The organism is Pseudomonas sp. DG56-2, from assembly GCF_004803755.1.
Classification (GTDB): Bacteria; Pseudomonadota; Gammaproteobacteria; order Pseudomonadales; family Pseudomonadaceae; genus Aquipseudomonas; species Aquipseudomonas auratipiscis.
In genome coordinates, this window is the sequence record NZ_CP032311.1 from 2,198,478 (window position 1) to 2,220,487 (window position 22,010).

Genomic DNA, 22,010 nt, shown 5'->3' on the forward strand with positions numbered 1-22,010 from the left:
AAAAACAGTGGAGCGACCATGCAGCAGACCAGATCGCAAGTGCGTGAACGTGATGGCTTGTATGAACTCGACGCCGGCAGCGACGTCATCGACAGCCCCCGATACAACCATGACATCGCGCCGACCAAGGTGCAGGACCGCACTTGGAACAAATGGCACATAACCGCACTGTGGGTTGGCATGTCGATTTGCGTGCCGACCTACACCCTCGGTGGGGTGCTCACTGCGTACTTCGGCTTGACCGTGGGCGAAGCACTACTGGCCATTTTGCTGGCCAACACCGTGGTGCTGATTCCGCTGACACTCAATGCCTTTCCCGGTACCAAGTACGGCATTCCCTTTCCGGTGTTGCTGCGCTCCTCCTTCGGCATCATCGGCTCCAACGTGCCATGTCTGATCCGTGCCCTGGTGGCCTGTGGCTGGTTCGGCATTCAGACCATGTTCGGTGGCCTGGCTATTCACCTGTTTCTCGGTACCTTGTCGGCGGACTGGAAGGCGCTTGGCGGTACCGGCGAGGTGATCGGCTTCATGCTGTTCTGGTGCCTGAACCTGTGGGTGGTGCTGCGCGGTGCCGAGTCGATCAAATGGTTGGAAACCCTCTCGGCGCCGCTGCTGGTTCTCGTCGGTGCCGGGCTACTGGTGTGGGCCTTGCCGAACGTGTCGATCAGCGAGCTGATGGCCCAGCCACCCAAGCGTCCGGAAGGTGCCAGTGTCTACGGCTACTTTTTTGCCGGACTCACCGCCATGGTCGGTTTCTGGGCCACCCTGTCGCTGAACATTCCAGACTTCAGCCGCTACGCAAAAAGCCAGAAGGACCAGATTCTCGGACAGATTTTCGGCCTGCCGCTGACCATGTTCCTGTTCGCTGCCCTCGGTGTGGTATTGACCGCGGCCTCGGCGTCGCTGGTCGGGCAAACGGTGTCGGATCCGGTCAGCCTGATCGGGCATATCCAGAGCCCGGTTTGGGTGGCGTTGGCCATGGCACTGATCATCATCGCCACCTTGTCGACCAACACCGCGGCGAACATTGTGTCGCCAACCAACGACTTCCAGAACCTGGCGCCGAAGTGGATCGGGCGGACCTTGGCAGTGCTCCTGACCGGCGTGGTCGGCCTGCTGCTGATGGGGCATGAGCTGCTGAAAAAACTTGGTTGGATCGTCAGCGACGTGAGCCTGGAAAGCGTTTATTCCAACTGGTTGCTTGGCTATTCGAGCCTGCTCGGACCGATTGCCGGCATCATGGTGGTGGACTACTTCCTGATCCGCAGGCAAACCCTGGACCTGGCGGGGCTGTACCGCGATGACGTCTATCCAGCCTGGAACGTGAGCGGCTTTATCGCCTTTGGCGTTCCGGTCGTCTTGACCCTGTTGTCGTTGCAGAGCACGGCGTTCAGTTGGTTCTACGATTTTGGCTGGTTCACCGGCTCCGCCCTGGGCGGGCTGATCTATTACGGGCTCGGGCAACTGAAGGGCGCGCGTGCCACCCACCTCAAACCCACCGTGTAGTGCCGATAGCCCGCAGAGGCTCGGCAGCAGATGCAGGAGAACACCATGCAAACAGCACAGGACGTTTTGCAATCAACCCATCGGCACATCAACGGCGAGCGTTTGTGGCAATCGCTGATGGAGCTTGCCCGTCTCGGGGCTACGGTCAAAGGTGGGGTGTGCCGTCTGGCGCTGACTGACCTGGACCGTCAGGCCCGTGACCTGTTCATCAAGTGGACCGAGGAGGCTGGCTGCACCGTCAGTATCGACGGCGTCGGCAATATTTTCGCCCGCCGTGCGGGGCGCAATCCGCACTTGCCACCGGTGATGACCGGCAGCCATATCGATACCCAGCCCACTGGCGGCAAGTTCGACGGCTGCTTTGGCGTGCTGGCTGGCCTTGAGGTGATGCGTACCCTCAATGATTTGAACATCGAAACCGAGGCGCCGCTGGAGGTGGTGGTCTGGACCAACGAGGAGGGCTCGCGCTTTGCCCCGTGCATGATGGGGTCGGGGGTGTTCGCCGAGAAGTTCACGTTGGAAGAAACCCTGGCCAAGGTCGACGCAGAAGGCATCAGTGTCGGCCAGGCGCTCAAGGCCATTGGCTACGCTGGGCCCAGGGCGGTCAGTGGTCATCCTGTGGGAGCCTATTTTGAGGCGCATATCGAGCAAGGGCCGATTCTGGAGGACCAGCACAAGACCATTGGCGTGGTACTCGGCGCGCTGGGTCAGAAGTGGTTCGACTTGACGCTGCGTGGTGTTGAGGCGCACGCCGGGCCAACGCCCATGCACCTGCGCAAGGACGCCCTGGTCGGTGCCAGTGTGGTGGTAGCGGCAGTGAACCGAGTGGCCCTTGAGCACCAGCCGCATGCCTGCGGGACCGTCGGTTGCCTGCAGGCTTATCCGGGTTCGCGCAATGTCATTCCCGGTGAAGTGCGCATGACCCTGGATTTTCGCCACCTGGAGCCGCCACGTCTTGAGTCGATGATTGCCCAGGTTCGCGATGTGATCAGTAGTACCTGTGCGCAACATGGGTTGCAGTACACCTTGACGCCGACGGCAGATTTTCCGCCGCTGTATTTCAATCAGGAGTGTGTCGAGGCGGTACGCAGTGCGGCAAAGGGGCTGGGGCTGTCGCACATGGAGATTGTCAGCGGCGCTGGCCACGATGCAATTTTTCTCGCTGAATTGGGACCCGCCGGTATGATTTTTGTGCCTTGTGAGGGGGGGATCAGCCACAACGAAATTGAGAACGCTGCACCTCAGGATCTGGCTGATGGTTGTGCAGTGTTGTTGCGGGCGATGTTGGTGGCGGCTCAGGCGGTGGCACGGGGGAGGGATGCGGCCGTGCTTAAAATGGCTTGATTCTGGAGGGCTGCGGCGTTGGGACTTGCGGGTAGATCCATTTGCGGTGGTGGCGCTTAGTCACCGTTGCGCCCTTACGGTGCCTTACTTTGGCCAGTCGCCCCAAAGTAAGCAAAGGGCTTGCCCCACCAGAGCAGGTTCCAACTGTTGCGGGAGCCGGCCTTGCCGGCTTGAAGATGTGGACGCGATGGTGTCAGAGGCTGTCTCGCACCATTTGCAGAAAGGTGGCCACCAGGCGTCGTGAGCTTTGTTCGCGCAAGCACACGAGGGTCTCGGTGAGGCGGCGCTGGCAATCTACGATCGGCAAGGCGCAAACCCGCGCGTCGGCACCAAATTCGGCGGCTGATACCACGCCCACGCCGATGCCCACCACTACCGCTTCGCGCGCCGCTTCCCGGCCTTCCACCTGGATCGCCGGGCGGATGCGCAGGCCCGCGCGTTGCATTTCTTCTTCCAGGGTCTGGCGGGTCACTGATCCCGGCTCGCGCAGCACGAGTGGCGTGTCATCGAGGTCGGCCAGGCTGATCGAGCCACGGCTAGCCCAGGGATGGTTGTGTGAAACGAAAGCCACCATCGGGTCGCTGCGCATCGGTACGCAGAGGAGGCGTTCGTCATCGACATCTCGGCCAAGCAAGGCAAGGTCGGCCTGATAATTGAATAGTCTCAGTAGCGACTCGTCAGTGTTACCGGTCTCGATTTTGACGCTGATGCCCGGGTACTGCTCACAGAACTGCGCAATTTGCGGCAGCACATGCACCGGCGCATCAACCGCCAGGACCAGGGTTCCGGTCTGCAGGGCACGGGAGTCCTGGAGCAGTTCGTGGGCTTCGGCTTCGCAGACAAACAAGCGCTGAGTGATCGCCAACAGGCGTTCGCCCAGATCGGTCAATTGCACCGAGCGTTTGTTGCGATTGAACAGCAATACACCGAAGCGCTCCTCAAGCTTGCGCACCTGATCGGAGATCGCCGGCTGGGTGAGAAACAACCGTTCGGCGGCGCGGGTGAAGCTGCCGTGCAGGGCAACGGCATGAAACGCTTTCAACTGAGCATGGGAGACCGACATCGCAGCACCTGTTACAAGCTGAGCTTATTAGTGAAATACGATAAATCGATTTTATTTATCAGTCAGTAATTGTTTTTATCTCGTTCAGCCCGCCATGTCACGTCCTGTGACCAACGGGCCATGGACCTGGCTGAAAAGGCACAACAATACCCCTTGCTCCAGTTCCATCTGACCCTGTGATGGCCCTGACCGGTCGTCACGCAGTGCGCAACACAACAACAAGACAGGCGTTTTTTCAAATTCTGCCGGCACACTCAAGCTTCGAGGTCAGAGTCACCATGAATAAACATATTGCAGATATAAAGCGTTGGCGCGTGCAGATCTTTGCCGTCACCTGGATTGCCTACGCTGCGTTTTACTTCACCCGCAAAGCATTCTCCGTCGCCAAGTTGGGCATTGGCGAAGATCCAAGTTTTACCCTCGACAAAATGGCTATGGCCAACCTCGATGCCATCTACCTGGCTGCCTATGCAGTAGGGCAGTTCACCTGGGGCATGCTCGCCGACCGTTTCGGCCCACGTGTGGTGGTGCTCGGCGGCCTGGTGATTTCTGCGGCAGCCGCGTTGGTGATGGGCAGCTACGCAACCTTCCCGATTTTTGCCACCTGCATGCTGGTCCAGGGCTTGGCCCAGTCCACGGGGTGGGCGGGCTTGTGCAAGAACATTGGCAGTTTTTTCCCGTCGTCGCAGCGCGGGCGCGTGCTCGGGCTGTGGAGTTCGTGCTATGCCTTCGGCGGTCTTGTCGCTTCGCCCTTTGCCGGTTGGTGGGCCTACACCCTGGTCGGCAGTTGGCACGCGGCGTTTTTCTCCAGTGCCGCCGTGGTTGCCGGGGTGGCGGTGCTGTTTTTCTTCCTGCAGCGCAACAAGCCCGAGGACGTTGGTCTGCCAGCGGTGGAGCCCGAGCCGGAAAGCATGGTGCCCGGAACCACGATTTGCAGTATCTGGACGCCGCTGCGCGAGATTCTGCGTAACCGCACTGTGCTGACCCTGGGGCTTGCGTACTTTCTGCTTAAACCTGCGCGCTACGCGATCCTGCTATGGGGACCGGTCATGGTCTTTGAACAGATGCCGTCGGTGGGCAAGGTCGGCGCCGCAATCATCCCCACGGCCTTCGAGCTGGCCGGCCTGCTGGGCCCGATCATGATCGGCCTGGCCTCGGACAAGTTGTTTGGCGCCCGGCGCATGCCGGCCTGCGTGATCAGCCTGATCGTGCTGACGGTAACGCTGGCGCTGTTCATGGGTGCGATGCAAACCGGCAGCGTGATACTGGTGGTGGCCTTGTTGTTTGTCATGGGCCTGACCTTGTACGGGCCGGATTCGATGATCAGCGGCGCGGCCGCCATCGATTTCGGTAGCGCCAAGGCGGGAGCCACGGCTGCTGGTTTCGTTAACGGTTGTGGCTCGGTGGGCGCGATTCTCGGTGGGCTGCTACCCGGCTATTTCGACGGCATCACTGTGTTCATCGTATTCGCCGCCTGCGCCCTGTTCTCGGCGTTGGTGCTGGTGCCGCACTGGAACAGCCGTCCGGCGACAGCAGATCACATCCCGGCCGTGGCACCGAACACGGCCATGGCAATCAAGCCACTGCGTACCTGACACCTACAAGGAACCGACCATGAGACCCTTTTGGCTACAGCAGGCGCTGGATCAGGAAGATGAACGCGCGTGTCCACCACTGTCCGCCGATACCCACTGCGATGTGTGCGTTGTCGGTGGGGGCTACACAGGGCTCTGGACCGCACTGATGCTCAAGGAGCAGAACCCAGCCCTGGATGTCGTGCTGATCGAGGCCGATATCTGTGGCGCCGGGGCCAGCGGGCGCAATGGCGGTTGCGCGCTGTCATGGTCGGCCAAGTATTTCACCCTGGAACGGCTGTTCGGGATGCAGGAGGCGATACGTCTTGTCAAGGCCTCCGAGCAGAGCATTTATGCTATCGGTGACTTCTGCCGTGATCACGCTATTGAGGCGGACTACCGCTTGGACGGCACCTTGTACACCGCCACCAACCGCGCCCAGATGGGTGCTACCGACGGCGTGATTGCCGCACTGGAGCGTCAGGGCATCAACTCTTTTCGGCGCTTGCCGGTGGATGAGGTGCAGCGCATGGCCGGATCGGCCAAGCATTTGGAAGGCTGGTTCTCGCCAGCCGCCGCCACGGTGCAACCGGGCAAGCTGGTGCGCGGTCTGCGCCGGGTTGCCCTGCACAAGGGCGTGCGCATTTTTGAACGCACCGCCATGACCAGCCTGCAGGAGGGGCCGCAGGCGGTGGTGGAAACCGCCACGGGCAACGTTCGTGCCGCAAGTGTGGTGCTGGGGCTCAATGCCTGGATGGCGCGCGCCTTCCCGCAGTTCGAACGCAGTGTGGCGATTGTCTCCAGCGACATGATCATTACTGAGCCGCAACCGCAGTTGCTGGGCCAGATTGGCTTGACCAGTGGCGTCAGCGTGCTGGATTCGCGGATCTTCGTGCACTACTACCACAACACCAGTGATGGCCGGCTTATGCTCGGAAAAGGTGGCAACACCTTTGCCTACGGCGGACGCATGCTGCCGGTATTCGATCAGCCATCACCTTACGAAGCACTGTTACGGCGCAGTCTCGGCGAGTTCTTCCCTGCGTTGGCGCAGGTGCCCGTGGCAGCCACCTGGAACGGTCCCTCCGATCGCTCGGTGACCGGCTTGCCGTTCTTCGGTCGCCTGGGCGCGCAGGGCAATGTGTTCTACGGTTTTGGCTATTCAGGCAGTGGTGTCGGCCCTTGTCATATGGGCGGGCAAATCCTTTCATCGCTGGCGCTGGGACTGGACAACGAATGGACCCGTTCACCGCTAGTCAACGGCCCGCTGGGCTACTTCCCTCCCGAACCCATCCGCTATTTGGGATCGTTGATGGTGCGCAACGCCATTCGTCGCAAAGAACAGGCCGAGGATCATGGTCACCGTCCAAGGCGTCTGGATGTGCGCCTGGCACGTTTTGCTGCAGCGGCGGGCAAGGCCGACAAAGGCTGAGCAGTTTTTTTGTCGATTGCCAGAACGAGGATGTATAAACTGCACCCACTTTGCTGGTCGCTACCTGAACCGGCAGTTGAAACAAGAGAGTCGAGATGGGCGCACAGTGGAAAGCCAAGCATAGAGAAACAGCAGCCAACGCCAAGGGCAAGATCATGGGCAAGCTGTCCAAGGAAATTCAGATCGCCGCCAAGGCTGGCGCTGACCCGGACATGAACCCACGCCTGCGTCTGGCGGTAGAGCAGGCCAAAAAGGCCTCGATGACCCGCGAAACCCTGGAGCGGGCGATCCGCAAGGGCGCAGGTCTGGATGGCGATTCCGTGCAGTACAACTCGGTCACCTACGAAGGCTATGCGCCGCATCAGGTACCGCTGATCGTCGAGTGCCTGACCGACAACGTAAACCGTACTGTGGCGCAGATCCGCGTATTGTTCCGCAAGGGCCAATTGGGCGCTTCCGGCTCCGTCGCCTGGGACTTCAACCACGTTGGCCTGATCGAAGCCACGCCGGCCAGCGCTGACGCCGATCCGGAAATGGCCGCAATCGAAGCGGGCGCCCAGGATTTTGCTGAAGGTGAAGAAGAGGGCGCGACCCTGTTCATTACCGACACCACCGACCTGGATGCGGTACAGAAGGCCTTGCCGGCGCAAGGTTTTACCGTTGTTTCGGCGAAAATCGGCTACACCCCGAAGAACCCGGTCAGCGGTTTGAGCGATGAGCAAATGGCTGAAGTCGAGGCCTTCCTGCATGCCATCGATGACAATGATGACGTGCAGAACGTCTACGTAGGTTTGGCTGGCTGATCTAAAAGTCCAGTTACCTTAACGCGGGGGGCAAGTCGAATAGGCTTGTCCCCCGCGTTGCGTTCAGGCCCTGCATTTGTGCATATCTGATGAGACTTAAGTCCGATGGCGTCCCTGCGATAGCCAGCCATAATCGATATTCGCCCTTTTAAATAACAACAAACTCAGGGTTCAGTACCGATGACTTATCAGCACAGCTATGCCCGTTCCATCGCCGATCCTGCCGCGTTCTGGGCCGAACATGCCGATGGACTGGCCTGGTATCGCAAGCCCCTGCAAACCCTCGGGGAACGTCTCGATGGCACCCACCAGTGGTTCGCCGACGGCAGCCTGAACAGTTGCTACCTGGCCCTGGATCATCAGATCGAACAGGGACGAGGGGAGCAGACTGCCCTGATCTACGACTCACCTGTAACCGGCAGCCAGCAACAGTTCACCTATGTGCAACTGCGTGACGAAGTCGCGCGCCTGGCTGGATTGCTGCGTGAGTTGGGGGTGCAGAAGGGCGATGGCGTGATTATCTACATGCCCATGGTGCCCCAGGCGGCCATGGCCATGCTTGCCTGTGCTCGCATCGGAGCCGTGCATTCGGTGGTGTTCGGCGGTTTTGCCGCCAACGAACTGGCCCTGCGTATCGACGATGCACGCCCGACCTTGCTGCTGACCGCTTCCTGCGGGCTGGAGTTTGATCGCGTCATCGAATACAAGCCGCTGGTTGACCGCGCCCTGCAACTGGCTAGCCATCAACCGCGCAAGGTGCTGGTGCTGCAGCGTCCGCAGGCGCCGGCAACCCTGATTGAAGGCCGCGACCTCGACTGGCAGCAAGCCGTGGCCAACGCCCGCCCGGTAGCGCCGGTAGAGCTGGCCGCCGCCGATCCGCTGTACATCATGTACACCTCCGGCACCACCGGAAAACCCAAGGGTATTGTTCGTGAGAACGGTGGTAACGCCGTGGCCCTGAGCTTCGCCATGCGTCATATCTACGGTATGCAGTCCGGTGATGTGTGGTGGGGAATTTCCGATGTTGGCTGGGTGGTCGGCCACTCGTTGATCGTCTATGGCCCACTGATGAACGGTTGCACCACCGTGTTTTATGAGGGTAAGCCGATTCGCACGCCCGATGCGGGCGCCTACTGGCGCGTGGTCGAGCAGTATCGGGTCAACGGCCTGTTCTGCGCACCGACCGCCATGCGCGCCATCCGCAAGGAGGATCCGGAGGGCGAGCTGCTGCGCAGTTATGACCTGAGTTCCTTGCGCCAGCTGTTCCTGGCGGGGGAAAAGCTCGATTCCAGCACGCATCAGTGGCTGGAATCGATCAGCGGCAAGACGGTTCACGACCACTGGTGGCAAACCGAAACCGGCTGGCCGGTGACGGCACCTTGCGTGGGGCTCGATGGCAGTGCCGCGCGGCCAGGTTCAAGCAACCGCGCCGTGCCGGGTTACCACGTGCGGGTGCTGGACGATGACGGCCAACTGCTTGGCCCGAACCAGCAGGGCGCCATTGTAATCGCCTTGCCATTGCCGCCCGGTTGCAGCCAGACGCTGTGGGGTGACCACCAGCGCTATCTGGATGCCTACCTCACCACCTACCCGGGTTACTACCACACAGGTGACGGCGGGTACCTGGACGATGATGGTTTTGTCTACATCATGGGCCGTACCGACGATGTCATTAACGTTTCCGGGCACCGCCTGTCGACCGGTGAAATGGAAGACCTGGTGGCTCGCCATCCAGCGGTGGCCGAGTGCGCGGTGATTGGCGTGCATGATGAAATCAAGGGCCAGGTGCCGCTGGCTTTGGTAGTGCTCAAGGACGGCCAGGGCATCAGCGAGGCTGCCTTGCAGAGCGAGTTGATGGCCAGCGTACGTGAGCAAATCGGAGCCCTTGCCTGTTTCAATCAGGTGCGGGTGGTCAAGCGCCTGCCCAAGACACGATCAGGCAAGATCCTGCGTGCTGTGCTGCGCAAGATTGCCGATCAGCAGGCCTACACACCGCCCTCAACCCTGGATGATCCGGCTGTGCTGGGAGAAATCGAAGCGGTGCTGGCGAGCTTCGCGCGGGTGGGTTGAGCCCCCGCGCATCGGTGGCTTTCAGCAGTCGGCCTGGCGTAACTGACCGAGCCGGCTGCGGGTTCGCGCCAGGTCGGCGGCAACGCCCTGCAGGCTCACCTGCAGCGGCGCTGCGCCAATCACCGTCAGGTGTTTGTCCTGGTCATAAAGCACATCAACCAGATTGATGAAGCGCTGTTGCTCGGCGATCGAACAGTCTTCAAGGCACGGCAACCCGTCGATAATCCAGTAATCGAAGCGTTGAGCCAGCTGCAGATAATCAATAACGGCCGTGGGCTGCTCGCAGATCTGGGCGAAATGGAATCCTACTGTCTTGTCCTCGGCGAGCAGCGCCTTAAGTTGGCGTTTGCCCACGTGCAGCATCACAGGGTTAGTGGCTGAGAGGGCCATGCCTGAGGCAGGCAGTTGCAGTGCCTGGCGCTGCTGCGGGTTACCCGGCCAAACATAGTGGCCCTGGGTGAAGCGCTGGTGGCTTGTGGATGTACTCAAACTGCGGTAGTCCTGGTCACCGCCCACTTCCAGCACCTGCATCTGGCTGTTGATCAAGCGTATGACCGGCTCGAAACGCTGATGGTAGAGAGGGTTGGGCAACAAACCTTCCGGCGCGTAATTGGACGTCACCACTACAAAGATGCGCCGGGCGAACAGTGCCTGGAACAACCGGGTGATGAGCATTGCGTCGCCAATGTCGTGCACATGAAATTCATCGAAGCACAAAACCTGACAGTCTTGCAGCAGTTGGTCGAGGGTGCAGGCCAGGGCATCATCCTGATGGCGGTGCTCGAACATGCCTTGGTGCAGGCGGGCAAAAAAATCATGAAAATGCAGGCGACGCTTGTGCGCCTGTGGCAATGCGTGAAAGAACCCATCGAGCAGCCAGCTTTTGCCTCGTCCAACCTTGCCATGCAGATACAAACTGCGAGCCTGGCCGCTGTCGATACGAGTAGCCTGTTTGGCAAAGTGTTCGATGACCTGCAATTGACCCTGACTCAAGGTGAAACCTTGGGTAGCAGCCTTGTGACGAAAATACTGACGAACGGTTGCAGGCAGGCTGGACGCGCTAGCGGATGCCGGCGTGAGGCGATGGCGTAGGGCGCGTAGCGGTGAGCGTATCCAGGAAGGTGGTTGAGCAGGCAATCTGGGCGCCTCGAGGCTGAAAGGACTCAAGCTCCAGCTTGAGTGAGCGCGGCTAATTTAACCAAAATGGTCGGTGGCTGCCAACGCGCGAGACGTTCGGTTATGCGATACCGGATCTTGTACATGACCTGTACATTCTCCTACGGACTGGCAGCATTTTTCTTCACTGCTACCCTGAAAACCAGATGAATCCTGCGTTAAAGGATGAACGAGTGAAAGGACGCTCTCTGGTTGCACTGCTTGGATTGGTCATTGCCAACAGCTGCGCCGCCGCTCAATTCATGGTTGAAGTCAAGGTGCAGGTACAGCGCGGCTGCGTGCTTGTGCATGAGCCACGCGAAGCCGGTGCCCAGGCCTTGGGCGTTCTGGATTTTGGCGTTACCGCGCGATTGGATGATCCATCTGGGCCCAGAACCAGCTATTTACACAATCAGCGTCCGCCGCGGCTTGAGTGCAATCCCGACACCAGTTATCAGTTGCAGGTTGATGCCGGCCAGCACGGCGGCAGCGGCGAAGTGCGTTACCTGAGCAGCACCCAGCCGTCGGCGCAACCGATTCCCTATCGCTTGTATCAGGATGCTGCCTGGCGCTTACCGCTGCCGGTCAACGTGATACAGCATGCACGCGTGCCCTCCAGTGGCTCGGTGGAACTTCCGCTGTATGCACGTATCGACAGCTTGACCCAGGTGCCAGTTGTCGGTAGCTATTCTGATCTGCTCAAGGTCACCGTGACCTGGTGAAAGCCCCTGCATCGTCTGCCAAGGGGTGTCTGCTAAAGGAACTGGCAGCATGAAGAAAGTCCTGTTGTTGAGTATCGGCCCGTTGCTACTGGTGAGCCCTGACGCTTTTGCGGGAATGAGTGGGCATATTCAGGCGCGCCTGGTGATCAGCGCTGCCTGCCAGATCAGTGGTGATCCCAAGGGTGGTGTCGGCAACCCTGGTGCCGGTGTCCTGGATTTCGGCAGCCAGGGCCCTAGCTGGACTGGACCGCTGCTATCGCATGTAGACGAAGATGCCTCTAACGACAGCCTGATGGTGCGCTGCAATCCTTCCGTGCGCGCCTTCAGCGTCAGTATCAATGGCGGCACTCACGGTGATGGTGACAATCGGCGCTTGAGCAATGGCCGCGAGCTGATTGCCTATCAGTTGTCGGCCGATGCTTCCGGCAATGCTCGCTATGGCATCGGCCAGCAACGCAATTTTGCCATCAACAGCACGGCGCAGATTCCCATACCGATTTACGGCGTGCTGGTGGCTCACCCGCAATCCCTGCCGGCCGGCATTTATCGCGACACGTTGATGGTGACCCTGGACTGGTAACACACAAGGAGTGACTCATGCAGGCGTATATTTCTCGCTTTGTTTTCGCCGGCGTTGGCCTGGCCCTGTGCGCTCAGGCCAATGCAGCGAGTATCACCGGACAGATCAATGCCACGCTTACCTTGACGGCAAGCTGTCAGGTCAACGGGAATACAGGGAGCTCCGGCGTGGATTTCGGAGCATTGAACTTTGGCACCACCGACGCGTTGTTTACCGAGGCCGCAGGGCAAGTACTGGGTGCAGGCGGGGCCATGAGTATCCTCTGCTCCAGTGGTACCGTGCCTGTGGTGAAGGTCGGCACTGGCATAAACGATGGCCAATCGGCCGGTGGTACTCGGTCCTTGGCAGATGGGGCAGGCAATTTTGTGCCCTACGACTTCTATACCGACTCCGGTCATACCCAGCTTCTGGCGATAAACGGCACCATCACCCTGCCCACCAGCAGTGGTGCGGCACAGACGGTCAACCTCTATGGGTTGGCCAAGGGCAAGGCCGGTCTGCCGGCCGGGGCCTATACCGATACGGTGAGCGTCGAGTTGAGTTTCTGAGCCGTGCCGCGCACATTTTGCGCGTTGCTGGGGCTAGCGGCTTGGGTCGCGCCGGCAACCTTGACTGCGGCCACCACCAGCACGTTTCAGGTAAGTGCCCAAGTAGTGGCGGGGTGCTTGGTGGTCGGCGGCTCGAGCAACTATGGCGAGCTCAATTTCGGCACCTTTTCAGCACTCGCCAGCGGCACGCCCACTATCGCGCTCAGCGCCGCGTCGGTGTCCCTGCAGTGCACGCCGGGGGTCACATTGCGCATGAGCATCGATGCGGGGCGCAACCCGGGCAGCGGCGGCCGCAATCTCAAGCGCAACGCCGGCAGCCAATTGCTGGCCTATCAATTGTTCAGCGATGCCGGTTTAAGTCAGCCGCTGGGCATCGACCAGATCGTCGCAGTGAACTACAGCGACGCCAATGCCATCAAGTTACCGGTCTACGCTCGGGCACAGCTGACCGGCAAGGTGCCGGCCGGCAGTTACACCGATGTGGTGCAGGTGGTGCTGACCTGGTGAGAGGACTTGCCAGGTGTATTCGACAACCAAGGAGATTGTGAATGAGGGCATGCGCTGACAATTCGCACTGGATGATCAAATGGCTTGGTTGTGCGCTGGTCATGCTGGCGGGTGCGCCTTTGCAGGCGGCCACATCGGTGCTGATCTGGCCGATCGATCCTGTGCTTGAGGCCGACCAGAAGGCCGGTGCGCTGTGGCTGGAAAATCGCGGCACCACAGCGGCAAATCTGCAGGTAAGGGTGTTCGCCTGGCGCCAGGGTGATTATGACGATCAATACCAGGCCCAGCGCGAGATCATCGGCAGCCCGCCGGTGGCAACGATCGCGCCGGGACAAAAACAGTTGATCCGTCTGACCCGCACCGGCCCCTCTGCGGTAGGCCAGGAACAAGCTTACCGGATCATCATCGACGAAATTCCTCCGGCCTGGTCCGAGAACACACCTGCGGACAAACCACAGGCGGCTATCCGCTTTCAGATGCGCTACTCGGTGCCGCTGTTCGTCTATGGGCAAGGTCTGTGGGGCAAGACGGATGCCACTGGCCAGCGCGATCCGGCAAGTGTTGGCAAACCGGCATTGAGCTGGCGTCAGGTGTCGGTCCAGGGCCGGCCCTACGTGGAAGTACGCAACACCGGGCCGGTGCATGCGCGCCTGACCGATGTGGTGTTACAGCAAGGTGGGCAGAGCCGTCCGCTGGTCGAAGGTCTGCTCGGCTATGTGTTGCCCGGGGCCAGCATGCGCTGGCCAGTGCCGCAACCGATAACAGCTGCCACGGTCCTCAAAGGGCGGGTCAATGGTCAGGAGCCGGCGCAAACCCTGAGTCAGGGCCAATGAGTACAAGGTAGTACCGCAGGAGCAGGGCCCAGGGAGGACCCGGTCATGGTTGGATACGGTGCGTGAGTATTTCTCCGACCTTGGTGCGTCCATTGGCGCTGACGGCCTGTGCGCTGCTGACGCTGGGCAGCGCGTCGCTGCTGGCTGGCGAGCTGCCTGCTCCGCCCACCAGCCTGGAGGCGGTTGGCGATGCGCAGTTGTACCTGGAGTTGGTGGTCAACCAGATGAGCAGCCCTGAATTGGTGGTGGTGCAGCAACGTGCCGGGCGTCTGTACATGGCTTCGGCGGACCTGCAGGCGGCAGGCGTGCAAGTGCCGGAGCTGGCGGCAGGGGAGGTGGCGCTCGACAGTATCGAGGGCCTGCACGTCGACTACGACAGTCAGGCGCAGCGCCTGCTGTTGCAAGTGCCGCCTGCCTGGTTGCCGCTGCAGACCCTGGGCAACCGGCAGCTGTATCCGCCCAGCGAGGCGCGCAGCAGTTTGGGTGGTTTGTTCAACTACGACCTGTACCTGAACGACACCGATGACGGCGGCACCTACCTTGCAGCTTGGAATGAACTGCGCCTGTTCGACAGTTGGGGCACCCTGTCGACAACCGGTCAATGGCGCCAGGCACTGGGCGGCAACCAGTTCGACGACAGCCAGCAGGGCTTTCGCCGCTACGACACAACTTGGCGTTACACCGATGAGGCGCGCTTGCTGACCCTGGAAGTGGGCGACGTCCTCAGCGGCGCGTTGCCCTGGACCAGTTCGGTACGCTTGGGGGGCGTGCAGCTGTCGCGGGACTTTGCCGTGCGCCCGGATCTGGTCACCTATCCACTGCCAGCATTCGCAGGGGAAGCCGCAGTGCCATCTTCGCTGGATCTGTTCATCAATGGCTACAAGAGCGCCAGCTCAGAATTGCAACCCGGACCCTATACGCTGACCAATATTCCCTTCATCAATGGCGCTGGCGAAGCGGTGGTGGTGACTACCGACGCCCTTGGACGGCAGGTCTCCACGACCTTGCCGTTCTACGTCACCAGCAGCTTGTTGCAGAAGGGCCTTGCGGACTTCTCCCTGGCAGCTGGCAGCCTGCGTCGTGACTATGCCTTGCGAGACTTCGCTTACGGCCCAGGCGTGACCGCCGCCAGCCTGCGTTATGGCCTGACGGATCGCTTCACTTTGGAAAGCCATGCCGAGGCGGCCGAGTCCCTGGCCTTGGGTGGCGTGGGCGGCAACCTGCAGGTCGGCAATTGGGGCGTGGTCAACGCTGCGCTCAGCCAGAGCCGTTTTGACAGCCGCAGTGGCCAGCAAATGAGTCTGGGCTATCAGTACAACAGCCCGCGTCTGGGCTTCAACTATCAGCGCTTGCAGCGCCGTGGCGATTACGCCGACCTGTCATTGCTCGACAGCCCTTACACCCGCCTGAGCCAGCGTAGCGAACAAGTCACCCTGAGCCTGAACCTCAATCGCTATGGCAGTCTGGGCGCAGGCTATTTCGATGTGCGCGCAGGGGACAACAGTCGCACCCGCCTGCTCAACCTGACCTGGAGTAAACCGCTGTGGGGCAACAGCAGCCTGTACCTGTCGGCGAACCGTGAGATCGGCGAGAGCCAATGGGCAGTACAGGCGCAATGGGTGATTCCGTTCGACCTCAATGGCACCTTGAGCCTGAGCGCTGAGCGTAACGACAACGGCGAGAGTCTGCAGCGGGTCAACTACAGTCGTGCAGTGCCGGGTGAGGGGGGCGTAGGGTTCAACCTTGGCTACGCCAGCGGTGACCAGGAGGCCTATCGTCAGGCCGACCTGACCTGGCGTCTGCAGTCTGTCCAGCTGCAGGTGGGGGCTTACGGCAATGCTGCTGACACCACGCGCTGGGCCGATGCCAGCGGTTCGCTGGTGTGGATGGACTCGGGCGTGTTTGCCGCCAATCGTATCGACGACGCATTTGTCGTGGTTAGCACCGATGGCTTTGCCGATGTGCCGGTTCGCTACGAAAACCAGTTGGTGGGGCGCACCGACAGCCAGGGGCATTTGCTCGTGCCCTGGAGCAGCGGTTATTACCGGGGCAAGTATGAAATCGACCCGATGGAGCTGCCCAGCACCGTGCAGGTGGCCCAGGTCGAGCAACGTGTAGCGGTGCGTCGTGGAGCAGGTTACTTGCTCGAATTTCCCATGCAGCATGTAGTTGCGGCCAGTATTCATCTGGTCGATAGCGCGCAGATTGATCTGCCTTTGGGCAGCCAGGTGCTGCACGAGCAGAGCGGTGCGCGTACGGTCGTCGGTTGGGATGGGTTGGTGTACCTGGAGGGGCTCGCCGAACATAACAGCCTGGTGGTCGAGCGCAGTGCGGGCGGTAGTTGTCGCGTTCAGTTCACGCTCGACAATGATCAGGCGCAGGTGCCGTTGATTGGGCCGCTGGTGTGTCGGTGAGGTATCTATTGGCGACGCTGGCCTTGCTGGCCAGTGCCCAGGCGCACGCCTTGTGTTCGGTGGTAGCCACCAGCCCTGCGGACTTTGGCACGGTCAACTCGACGTTGGTGCGTGATGCGGTTCAATCGGCATCGACCCTTAATGCAGGCTTGCAGTGCACCGGTTCGTTGCTGAGTCTGTTGGCGACTAACGACCATTTTTATGCCACGTTCACCCCGACTGCCGGCACCACTGGTCTGGTGGGGCCAACGGGTGATGTCATCAGGTACACCTTGTATGCCAATAACACCACCAACTACGCCATCACCCGTGGCCAGGCCTATGATTTTGCGCGCAATGGCATTATCGATGCCCTTGGCTTGCTCAACGGTACGGTGCCCAAGAGCGTGCCGATCTATCTGAAGACCCAGGTCGGCAGCAATGTTGCGGCAGGCCTCTATCAGGAAACTTTCACGGTGGAGTGGAGCATCAACTATTGCTATGGCATCGGTGCGCTCGGTGCCTGCCTTGGCCGGCAGACGTTCACACAGTCAACCAGCCTGACGGTCAAACTGACGGTAAGCAACGATTGCCAGATCACTACCCCTCCTGTGAGCTTCGGCAGTGCGCCGGTGATCAGCGGCTTTTCCGCAGTCAACCAGAGCGTCAATTTGTCCTGCACCAAGGGCAGCAGTTATACCGTGGGCCTGGGGGAAGGGCAGAACGCGGCAGGTGGGCGACGGCGGATGAAGTCCGCTGCCAGTAACTTTCTGGCCTACGATATTTTCAAGAGCGCCGGCTCTCAGCGGTGGGGCTCGCTTACCACGGCACGCCGGGTCAGTAGCGACGCCGACATCAACCCTGGGGCGGGCACCGGTACGGGCAGTCAGATTTTCAACTACAACGCGAGGATCTACCCCGACCAGAGCACGCCGCCTGTAGGCACTTACCTGGATAACGTGATCCTCGATGTGCAGTTCTGAGCATCGATCTGATCCGTATAAATCCCCAAAACCTGAATCTGTAACTCAGTACACCCCAGCGGCATAGTGGCGGCCTCCGTGATGAGGTCCGAACCATGTATCAATATGACGAGTATGACCGTGCGCTGGTGTTCGAGCGCGTGGTGCAGTTTCGCGACCAGGTGCAGCGTTTCATGGGTGGCGAACTGAGTGAAGAAGAGTTCCTGCCACTGCGCCTGCAAAATGGCTTGTATATGCAAAAGCACGCCTACATGCTGCGTGTAGCCATTCCCTATGGCACCCTCGGCGCCCGCCAACTACGCACTTTGGCGCAGATTGCCCGCGACTACGATCGTGGCTACGGGCATTTCACCACCCGCCAGAACATTCAATTCAACTGGATCGAACTGGCTCAGGTACCTGACATTCTTCAGCGCCTGGCGGAAGTCGAAATGCATGCCATTCAGACCTCCGGCAACTGCGTGCGCAATATCACTACTGAGGCGTTCGCCGGTGTCGCTGCCGATGAATTGCTCGACCCTCGACCGTTGGCCGAAATCCTGCGCCAGTGGTCAACCATCAATCCCGAATTTCTGTTCTTGCCGCGCAAGTTCAAGATCGCCATCTGTTCGGCCCATGAAGACCGAGCAGCAATCATGATGCATGACATCGGCCTGTACCTGTACCGCGATGGTCGAGGCCAGATGAGCTTGCGTGTCATGGTCGGAGGCGGCCTGGGACGCACGCCGATTCTTAGCCTGCAAATCCGCGAAGGGCTGCCGTGGCAGCACCTGTTGTCTTATGTCGAGGCGATTCTGCGTGTCTACAACCGGCACGGCCGCCGCGACAACAAGTACAAGGCGCGGATCAAGATCCTGGTCAAGGCCCTCGGCATCGAGGCGTTCGCCAAGGAAGTGGAAGAAGAATGGCAACACATCAAGGAAGGCCCGGCGCAGCTCACTGAAGATGAGTACCAGCGGGTAGCTGCAGCCTTCGAGCCTCCGGCCTATGCAAGCGTGGCCGATGACGACCTCAAGTACCAGACTCACCTGGCCCAGGACAGCGCCTTCGCGCGCTGGGTTTCCTGCTGCGTCAAACCGCACAAAGTGCCGGGTTACGCCAGTGTGGTGCTGTCGACCAAGCCCGGCGCAGCGTCACCGCCGGGTGACTTGACGGCGGCGCAGATGGACGCGGTGGCCGATTGGTCCGAACAGTTCGGTTTCGGTGAAATCCGCATCGCTCACGAACAGAACCTGATTCTGCCAGACGTGCGCAAGCAAGACCTGCACGCACTCTGGCGGCTGGCCTGCGAGCGTGAACTGGGTACTGCCAACATCGGCATGCTCACCGACATCATTGCCTGCCCCGGCGGTGACTTCTGCGCCTTGGCCAACGCCAAGTCGATCCCCATCGCGCAGTCGATTCAGCGCTGCTTCGAAGACCTGGACTACCTGCATGATCTAGGCGAGCTGAGCTTGAATATCTCTGGCTGCATCAATGCTTGCGGCCATCACCATATTGGCAACATTGGCATTCTGGGTGTCGATAAGAACGGTAGCGAGTGGTACCAGGTGACGCTGGGTGGTGCTCAGGGCAAGAACAGCACTTTAGGCAAGGTCATTGGCCCCTCGTTCAGCGCCGAAGAAATTCCCCGGGTCATCGAGCAGATCATCGCCACTTACTGCGCTTATCGTGAGCTGGATGAACCCTTTGTCGACACCGTGCGTCGGGTGGGCCTGGAGCCGTTCAAGGAACGGGTCTACGCCAAGCGTGCAGAGGAATTGATATGCGTAATGTGATTGCCTTGCGCAATGGCGAGCCTCAGCTTCTGGCGGACGATGACTGGCAACTGCTGCGCAGCGGTGACCAAGCTTTGCCTGAGGGCAGACTGATTCTGCCGCTTGATGCCTGGGTGGCACGTCAGGCCTTGCAAGACACTGGACAGGTCGGGCTGTGGCTGGGGCCGGATGATGAAGTCGAGCCGCTGCGCCCCTGGTTGACGCAGTTGCCCCTGATCGCCGTCGATTTTCCCAGCTTTCGTGATGGCCGTGGCTACAGCCAGGCGTACCTGTTGCGCACACGCTTGGGCTGGACGGGGGAGCTGCGGGCTATTGGCGATGTGCTGCGCGATCAACTGAGCCACATGCGCCAGTGTGGCTTCGACAGCTTCGCGGTTCGTGAAGACAAGTGTGCCGAGGACGCACTCAAGGGCCTGGCGGGGATGAGCGTGTTGTACGGTCGCTCGGTCATCGAGCCACGGCCATTGTTCAGGCGGCGCTAGGGCTTCGCTAGAACGTGTAGCGATTGGCTTGCTTGCTGGGTTGCGCTTCATCGCAGGGGCCTCTCCTTGAGGAATAGGCCCCTTGAAGACGTCAGAAGACGTGCCGCAGCAGCCAGTACAACCCACCTGCCAGCATGATCGAGGCTGGCAACGTCAGTACCCAGGCCATCAGCAAGTTGAAAATGGTCTTCATCTGCAGGCCGGAGCCGTTCGCAACCATGGTGCCGGCCACCCCCGAAGACAGCACATGGGTCGTCGATACTGGCAGGCCATACATGTCGGCGGCGCCAATGGTGCACATTGCCACCAACTCTGCAGAAGCGCCCTGGGCGTACGTCAGGTGCGTATTGCCGATCTTTTCGCCGACCGTGACCACAATGCGGCGCCAGCCGACCATGGTTCCCAGCCCCAGAGCAATGGCCACGGCAATCTTGACCCACAGCGGTATGTAGCGCGTAGCGTCGTCAAGCTGGTGCTTGAACGACTGCACTTTGGCCTGGGTGTCGGCGTTGAACGTCACCAATTGGTGTTTACCGATCAAACGAATGGTTTCGCTGGTCAGGTACATGTCGTTGCGCACGTTGACCATGGCCTCGGCGGGCACCCGGTTCAACGAGCCATAGCCTGCGACTTCATCACCGATAGCGCCACTCAGAGCGGCGAGGGCAGGTACCAGCTCCGGATTGGCTGCCGGTTGGCGAATGAATTCGGTTAGCACCTCTCTCGGGTCGGCACTCAACAATTGTGGGGCCTCACGTTGCAACGCATGCTGAGTGGCCTCGGCCACCGCGGCAAACTGCAAGGACTGCTCGGCTGGCATGGTCCGGTTCAGGGCGTAGGCCATGGGCAGGGTACCGACCAGAATCAGCATGATCAGGCCCATGCCTTTCTGCCCGTCATTGGAGCCATGGGCAAAAGACACCCCGGTGCAGGTCAGGATCAACAAGCCGCGAATCCACCAAGGCGGTGGCGTGTTGCCGACCGGGGCCTGGTACAGATCGCGGCGCTTTACCAGTTGGCGCAATGCCAGCAACAACAAAGCGGCGCAGACAAAGCCCACCAGCGGGGATAGCAGCAATGAGTAGCCCACTTTGCTGGCCTGGCTCCAGTCTACGCCGCTGGTGCCGTCGCGGCCGTGCATCAATGCATTGGCGACACCGACACCGATGATCGAGCCGATCAGGGTATGCGAGGAGGAGGCGGGCAGGCCCAGCCACCAGGTGCCCAGGTTCCAGATAATCGCCGACAGCAGCAGGGCGAAGACCATGGCGAAGCCAGCCGAGGAGCCCACCTTGAGCATCAACTCGACCGGTAGCAGGGCGATAATGCCGAAGGCGACGGCACCGCTGGATAGCAGTACGCCGAGAAAGTTGAAAAACCCCGACCATACCACTGCAACCGAGGCGGGTAGGGAATGGGTATAGATCACCGTGGCAACGGCATTGGCGGTATCGTGAAAGCCGTTGACGAACTCAAAGCCCAGGGCGATCAGCAGCGCTACCCCCAAGAGCAGGAAGGGTGTCCAGGTGGTGACCACTGTACCGCTAGCATCGATATCTTGAACCAGGCTCCAAGCGGTGTAGAGCAACCCCGCCAGCAGTAGCCCGATGAACAGGGTCAGGGTGCCGCGGCTGGGTTTGTGGTTCAGGCGCGGCTTTGCATCGGGCGCGGCTGGCGATGGACGGCTGGCCAGCGTTGGGGTAGTCATAATGACTCCGTGTTGGTTTACCTCAGGCGGCCAGCATAGAAAAACTTTCTGAAATCGAGCTGACTACGATCAATGAAAGTTCTAGGCTGAGACAAAAACTGACGAGGTGCCGATGATCCGCTGTAAACGAGTTTATGATCCGATCGGGCCTGAAGACGGCCAGCGCGTGCTGGTAGACCGATTGTGGCCGCGCAACAAGCGCAAGGACCAGTTGCAGGCACTATGGCTGCCGGATGTTGCGCCCTCGACGGCATTGCGCCAGGCCTTTCATAAAGGAGAAGTGGATTTTGCCGGGTTCACTCAGCGTTACCGTCAGGAGCTGACGGCTCGGCCGGAGCATTGGTGGTCGTTGTTGGGTATGGCGGCCAAGGCTGACCTGACCTTGCTTTATGCTGGCAAGGATACTGAGCACAACAACGCACAGGTGTTGGCGCAATGGCTGGAGGAGGAGTTGGACCGACAGGGGCCTAGCAGTTCACCGGTTTGTTATGCCGGCGAAATCAAGCCTTGACCCTCGCCAATCGCCGCC

19 protein-coding genes are annotated in these 22,010 nt (G+C 60.4%); 16 read left to right on the top strand and 3 right to left on the bottom strand.

The window, feature by feature from the left end; genetic code table 11:
* The first annotated feature begins 18 nt into the window (after window positions 1-18).
* Window positions 19-1,506 carry an NCS1 family nucleobase:cation symporter-1 gene (locus D3Z90_RS10040; protein ID WP_136475591.1) on the top strand — a complete coding sequence of 496 codons (1,488 nt, stop codon included), beginning with the start codon at window positions 19-21 and terminating at the stop codon, window positions 1,504-1,506.
* A 45-nt stretch (window positions 1,507-1,551) separates the two neighbouring features.
* Window positions 1,552-2,850 carry a Zn-dependent hydrolase gene (locus D3Z90_RS10045; RefSeq protein ID WP_136475592.1) on the top strand — a complete coding sequence of 433 codons (1,299 nt, stop codon included), beginning with the start codon at window positions 1,552-1,554 and terminating at the stop codon, window positions 2,848-2,850.
* 193 nt (window positions 2,851-3,043) lie between these two features.
* Here D3Z90_RS10045 and D3Z90_RS10050 read toward each other — a convergent pair whose 3' ends face one another.
* Window positions 3,044-3,913: a LysR family transcriptional regulator gene (locus D3Z90_RS10050; protein ID WP_136475593.1), complete on the bottom strand. Its 870-nt coding sequence runs from the start codon at window positions 3,911-3,913 to the stop codon at window positions 3,044-3,046.
* Window positions 3,914-4,191: 278 nt separating this feature from the next.
* Here D3Z90_RS10050 and D3Z90_RS10055 point away from each other — a divergent pair, with 278 nt between their 5' ends.
* From D3Z90_RS10055 to D3Z90_RS10070, 4 genes are all read left to right on the top strand, one after another.
* Entirely contained in the window at window positions 4,192-5,508 is a 1,317-nt protein-coding gene (locus tag D3Z90_RS10055; RefSeq protein WP_136475594.1) for an MFS transporter, read from the top strand.
* 19 nt (window positions 5,509-5,527) lie between these two features.
* Window positions 5,528-6,919 (top strand): FAD-dependent oxidoreductase, encoded by a 1,392-nt coding sequence (locus D3Z90_RS10060; RefSeq protein WP_136475595.1) that lies wholly within the window; start codon window positions 5,528-5,530, stop codon window positions 6,917-6,919.
* 95 nt (window positions 6,920-7,014) lie between these two features.
* Window positions 7,015-7,722 (top strand): YebC/PmpR family DNA-binding transcriptional regulator, encoded by a 708-nt coding sequence (locus tag D3Z90_RS10065; RefSeq protein WP_136475596.1) that lies wholly within the window; start codon window positions 7,015-7,017, stop codon window positions 7,720-7,722.
* A 180-nt stretch (window positions 7,723-7,902) separates the two neighbouring features.
* The gene (locus tag D3Z90_RS10070) at window positions 7,903-9,792 is read left to right on the top strand and encodes a propionyl-CoA synthetase (protein ID WP_136475597.1); all 1,890 of its coding nucleotides are present in this window, start codon (window positions 7,903-7,905) and stop codon (window positions 9,790-9,792) included.
* Between the two features lie 21 nt (window positions 9,793-9,813).
* Here the strand turns inward: D3Z90_RS10070 and zapE are convergent, their stop codons facing one another.
* Window positions 9,814-10,929 (bottom strand): cell division protein ZapE, encoded by a 1,116-nt coding sequence (gene zapE / locus D3Z90_RS10075; RefSeq protein ID WP_136475598.1) that lies wholly within the window; start codon window positions 10,927-10,929, stop codon window positions 9,814-9,816.
* Window positions 10,930-11,141: 212 nt separating this feature from the next.
* Here zapE and D3Z90_RS10080 point away from each other — a divergent pair, with 212 nt between their 5' ends.
* The 9 genes from D3Z90_RS10080 (at window position 11,142) to D3Z90_RS10120 (ending at window position 19,773) form a co-directional block, all read left to right on the top strand.
* Window positions 11,142-11,669, top strand: a complete 528-nt coding sequence (locus tag D3Z90_RS10080) for a spore coat U domain-containing protein (protein WP_136475599.1) — start codon at window positions 11,142-11,144, stop codon at window positions 11,667-11,669.
* 49 nt (window positions 11,670-11,718) lie between these two features.
* On the top strand, window positions 11,719-12,249 hold the full coding sequence (locus D3Z90_RS10085; RefSeq protein ID WP_136475600.1) for a spore coat U domain-containing protein: 531 nt from the start codon (window positions 11,719-11,721) through the stop codon (window positions 12,247-12,249).
* Window positions 12,250-12,266: 17 nt separating this feature from the next.
* A complete protein-coding gene (locus tag D3Z90_RS10090; RefSeq protein ID WP_136475601.1) occupies window positions 12,267-12,797 on the top strand; it encodes a spore coat U domain-containing protein in 531 nt (176 codons plus the stop codon).
* Between the two features lie 3 nt (window positions 12,798-12,800).
* Window positions 12,801-13,304, top strand: a complete 504-nt coding sequence (locus D3Z90_RS10095) for a spore coat U domain-containing protein (protein WP_136475602.1) — start codon at window positions 12,801-12,803, stop codon at window positions 13,302-13,304.
* Window positions 13,305-13,345: 41 nt separating this feature from the next.
* Window positions 13,346-14,137 (top strand): molecular chaperone, encoded by a 792-nt coding sequence (locus D3Z90_RS10100; RefSeq protein WP_136475603.1) that lies wholly within the window; start codon window positions 13,346-13,348, stop codon window positions 14,135-14,137.
* 83 nt (window positions 14,138-14,220) lie between these two features.
* Window positions 14,221-16,551, top strand: coding sequence for a fimbria/pilus outer membrane usher protein (locus D3Z90_RS10105; RefSeq protein ID WP_256658373.1), 2,331 nt, complete (start codon window positions 14,221-14,223; stop codon window positions 16,549-16,551).
* Window positions 16,548-17,513 (top strand): spore coat U domain-containing protein, encoded by a 966-nt coding sequence (locus D3Z90_RS10110; protein WP_136475605.1) that lies wholly within the window; start codon window positions 16,548-16,550, stop codon window positions 17,511-17,513. Before D3Z90_RS10105 ends, D3Z90_RS10110 begins: the two co-directional genes overlap by 4 nt.
* 95 nt (window positions 17,514-17,608) lie before the next feature.
* On the top strand, window positions 17,609-19,291 hold the full coding sequence (locus tag D3Z90_RS10115) for a nitrite/sulfite reductase (RefSeq protein ID WP_136475606.1): 1,683 nt from the start codon (window positions 17,609-17,611) through the stop codon (window positions 19,289-19,291).
* Window positions 19,279-19,773 carry a DUF934 domain-containing protein gene (locus D3Z90_RS10120; RefSeq protein ID WP_136475607.1) on the top strand — a complete coding sequence of 165 codons (495 nt, stop codon included), beginning with the start codon at window positions 19,279-19,281 and terminating at the stop codon, window positions 19,771-19,773. The genes D3Z90_RS10115 and D3Z90_RS10120 overlap by 13 nt, the downstream gene beginning before the upstream one ends.
* Window positions 19,774-19,864: 91 nt before the next feature.
* Here the strand turns inward: D3Z90_RS10120 and D3Z90_RS10125 are convergent, their stop codons facing one another.
* Window positions 19,865-21,481 carry an inorganic phosphate transporter gene (locus tag D3Z90_RS10125; protein WP_136475608.1) on the bottom strand — a complete coding sequence of 539 codons (1,617 nt, stop codon included), beginning with the start codon at window positions 21,479-21,481 and terminating at the stop codon, window positions 19,865-19,867.
* 112 nt (window positions 21,482-21,593) lie between these two features.
* Here D3Z90_RS10125 and D3Z90_RS10130 point away from each other — a divergent pair, with 112 nt between their 5' ends.
* Window positions 21,594-21,992: a DUF488 domain-containing protein gene (locus D3Z90_RS10130; protein WP_136475609.1), complete on the top strand. Its 399-nt coding sequence runs from the start codon at window positions 21,594-21,596 to the stop codon at window positions 21,990-21,992.
* The last annotated feature ends 18 nt before the right edge of the window (window positions 21,993-22,010 follow it).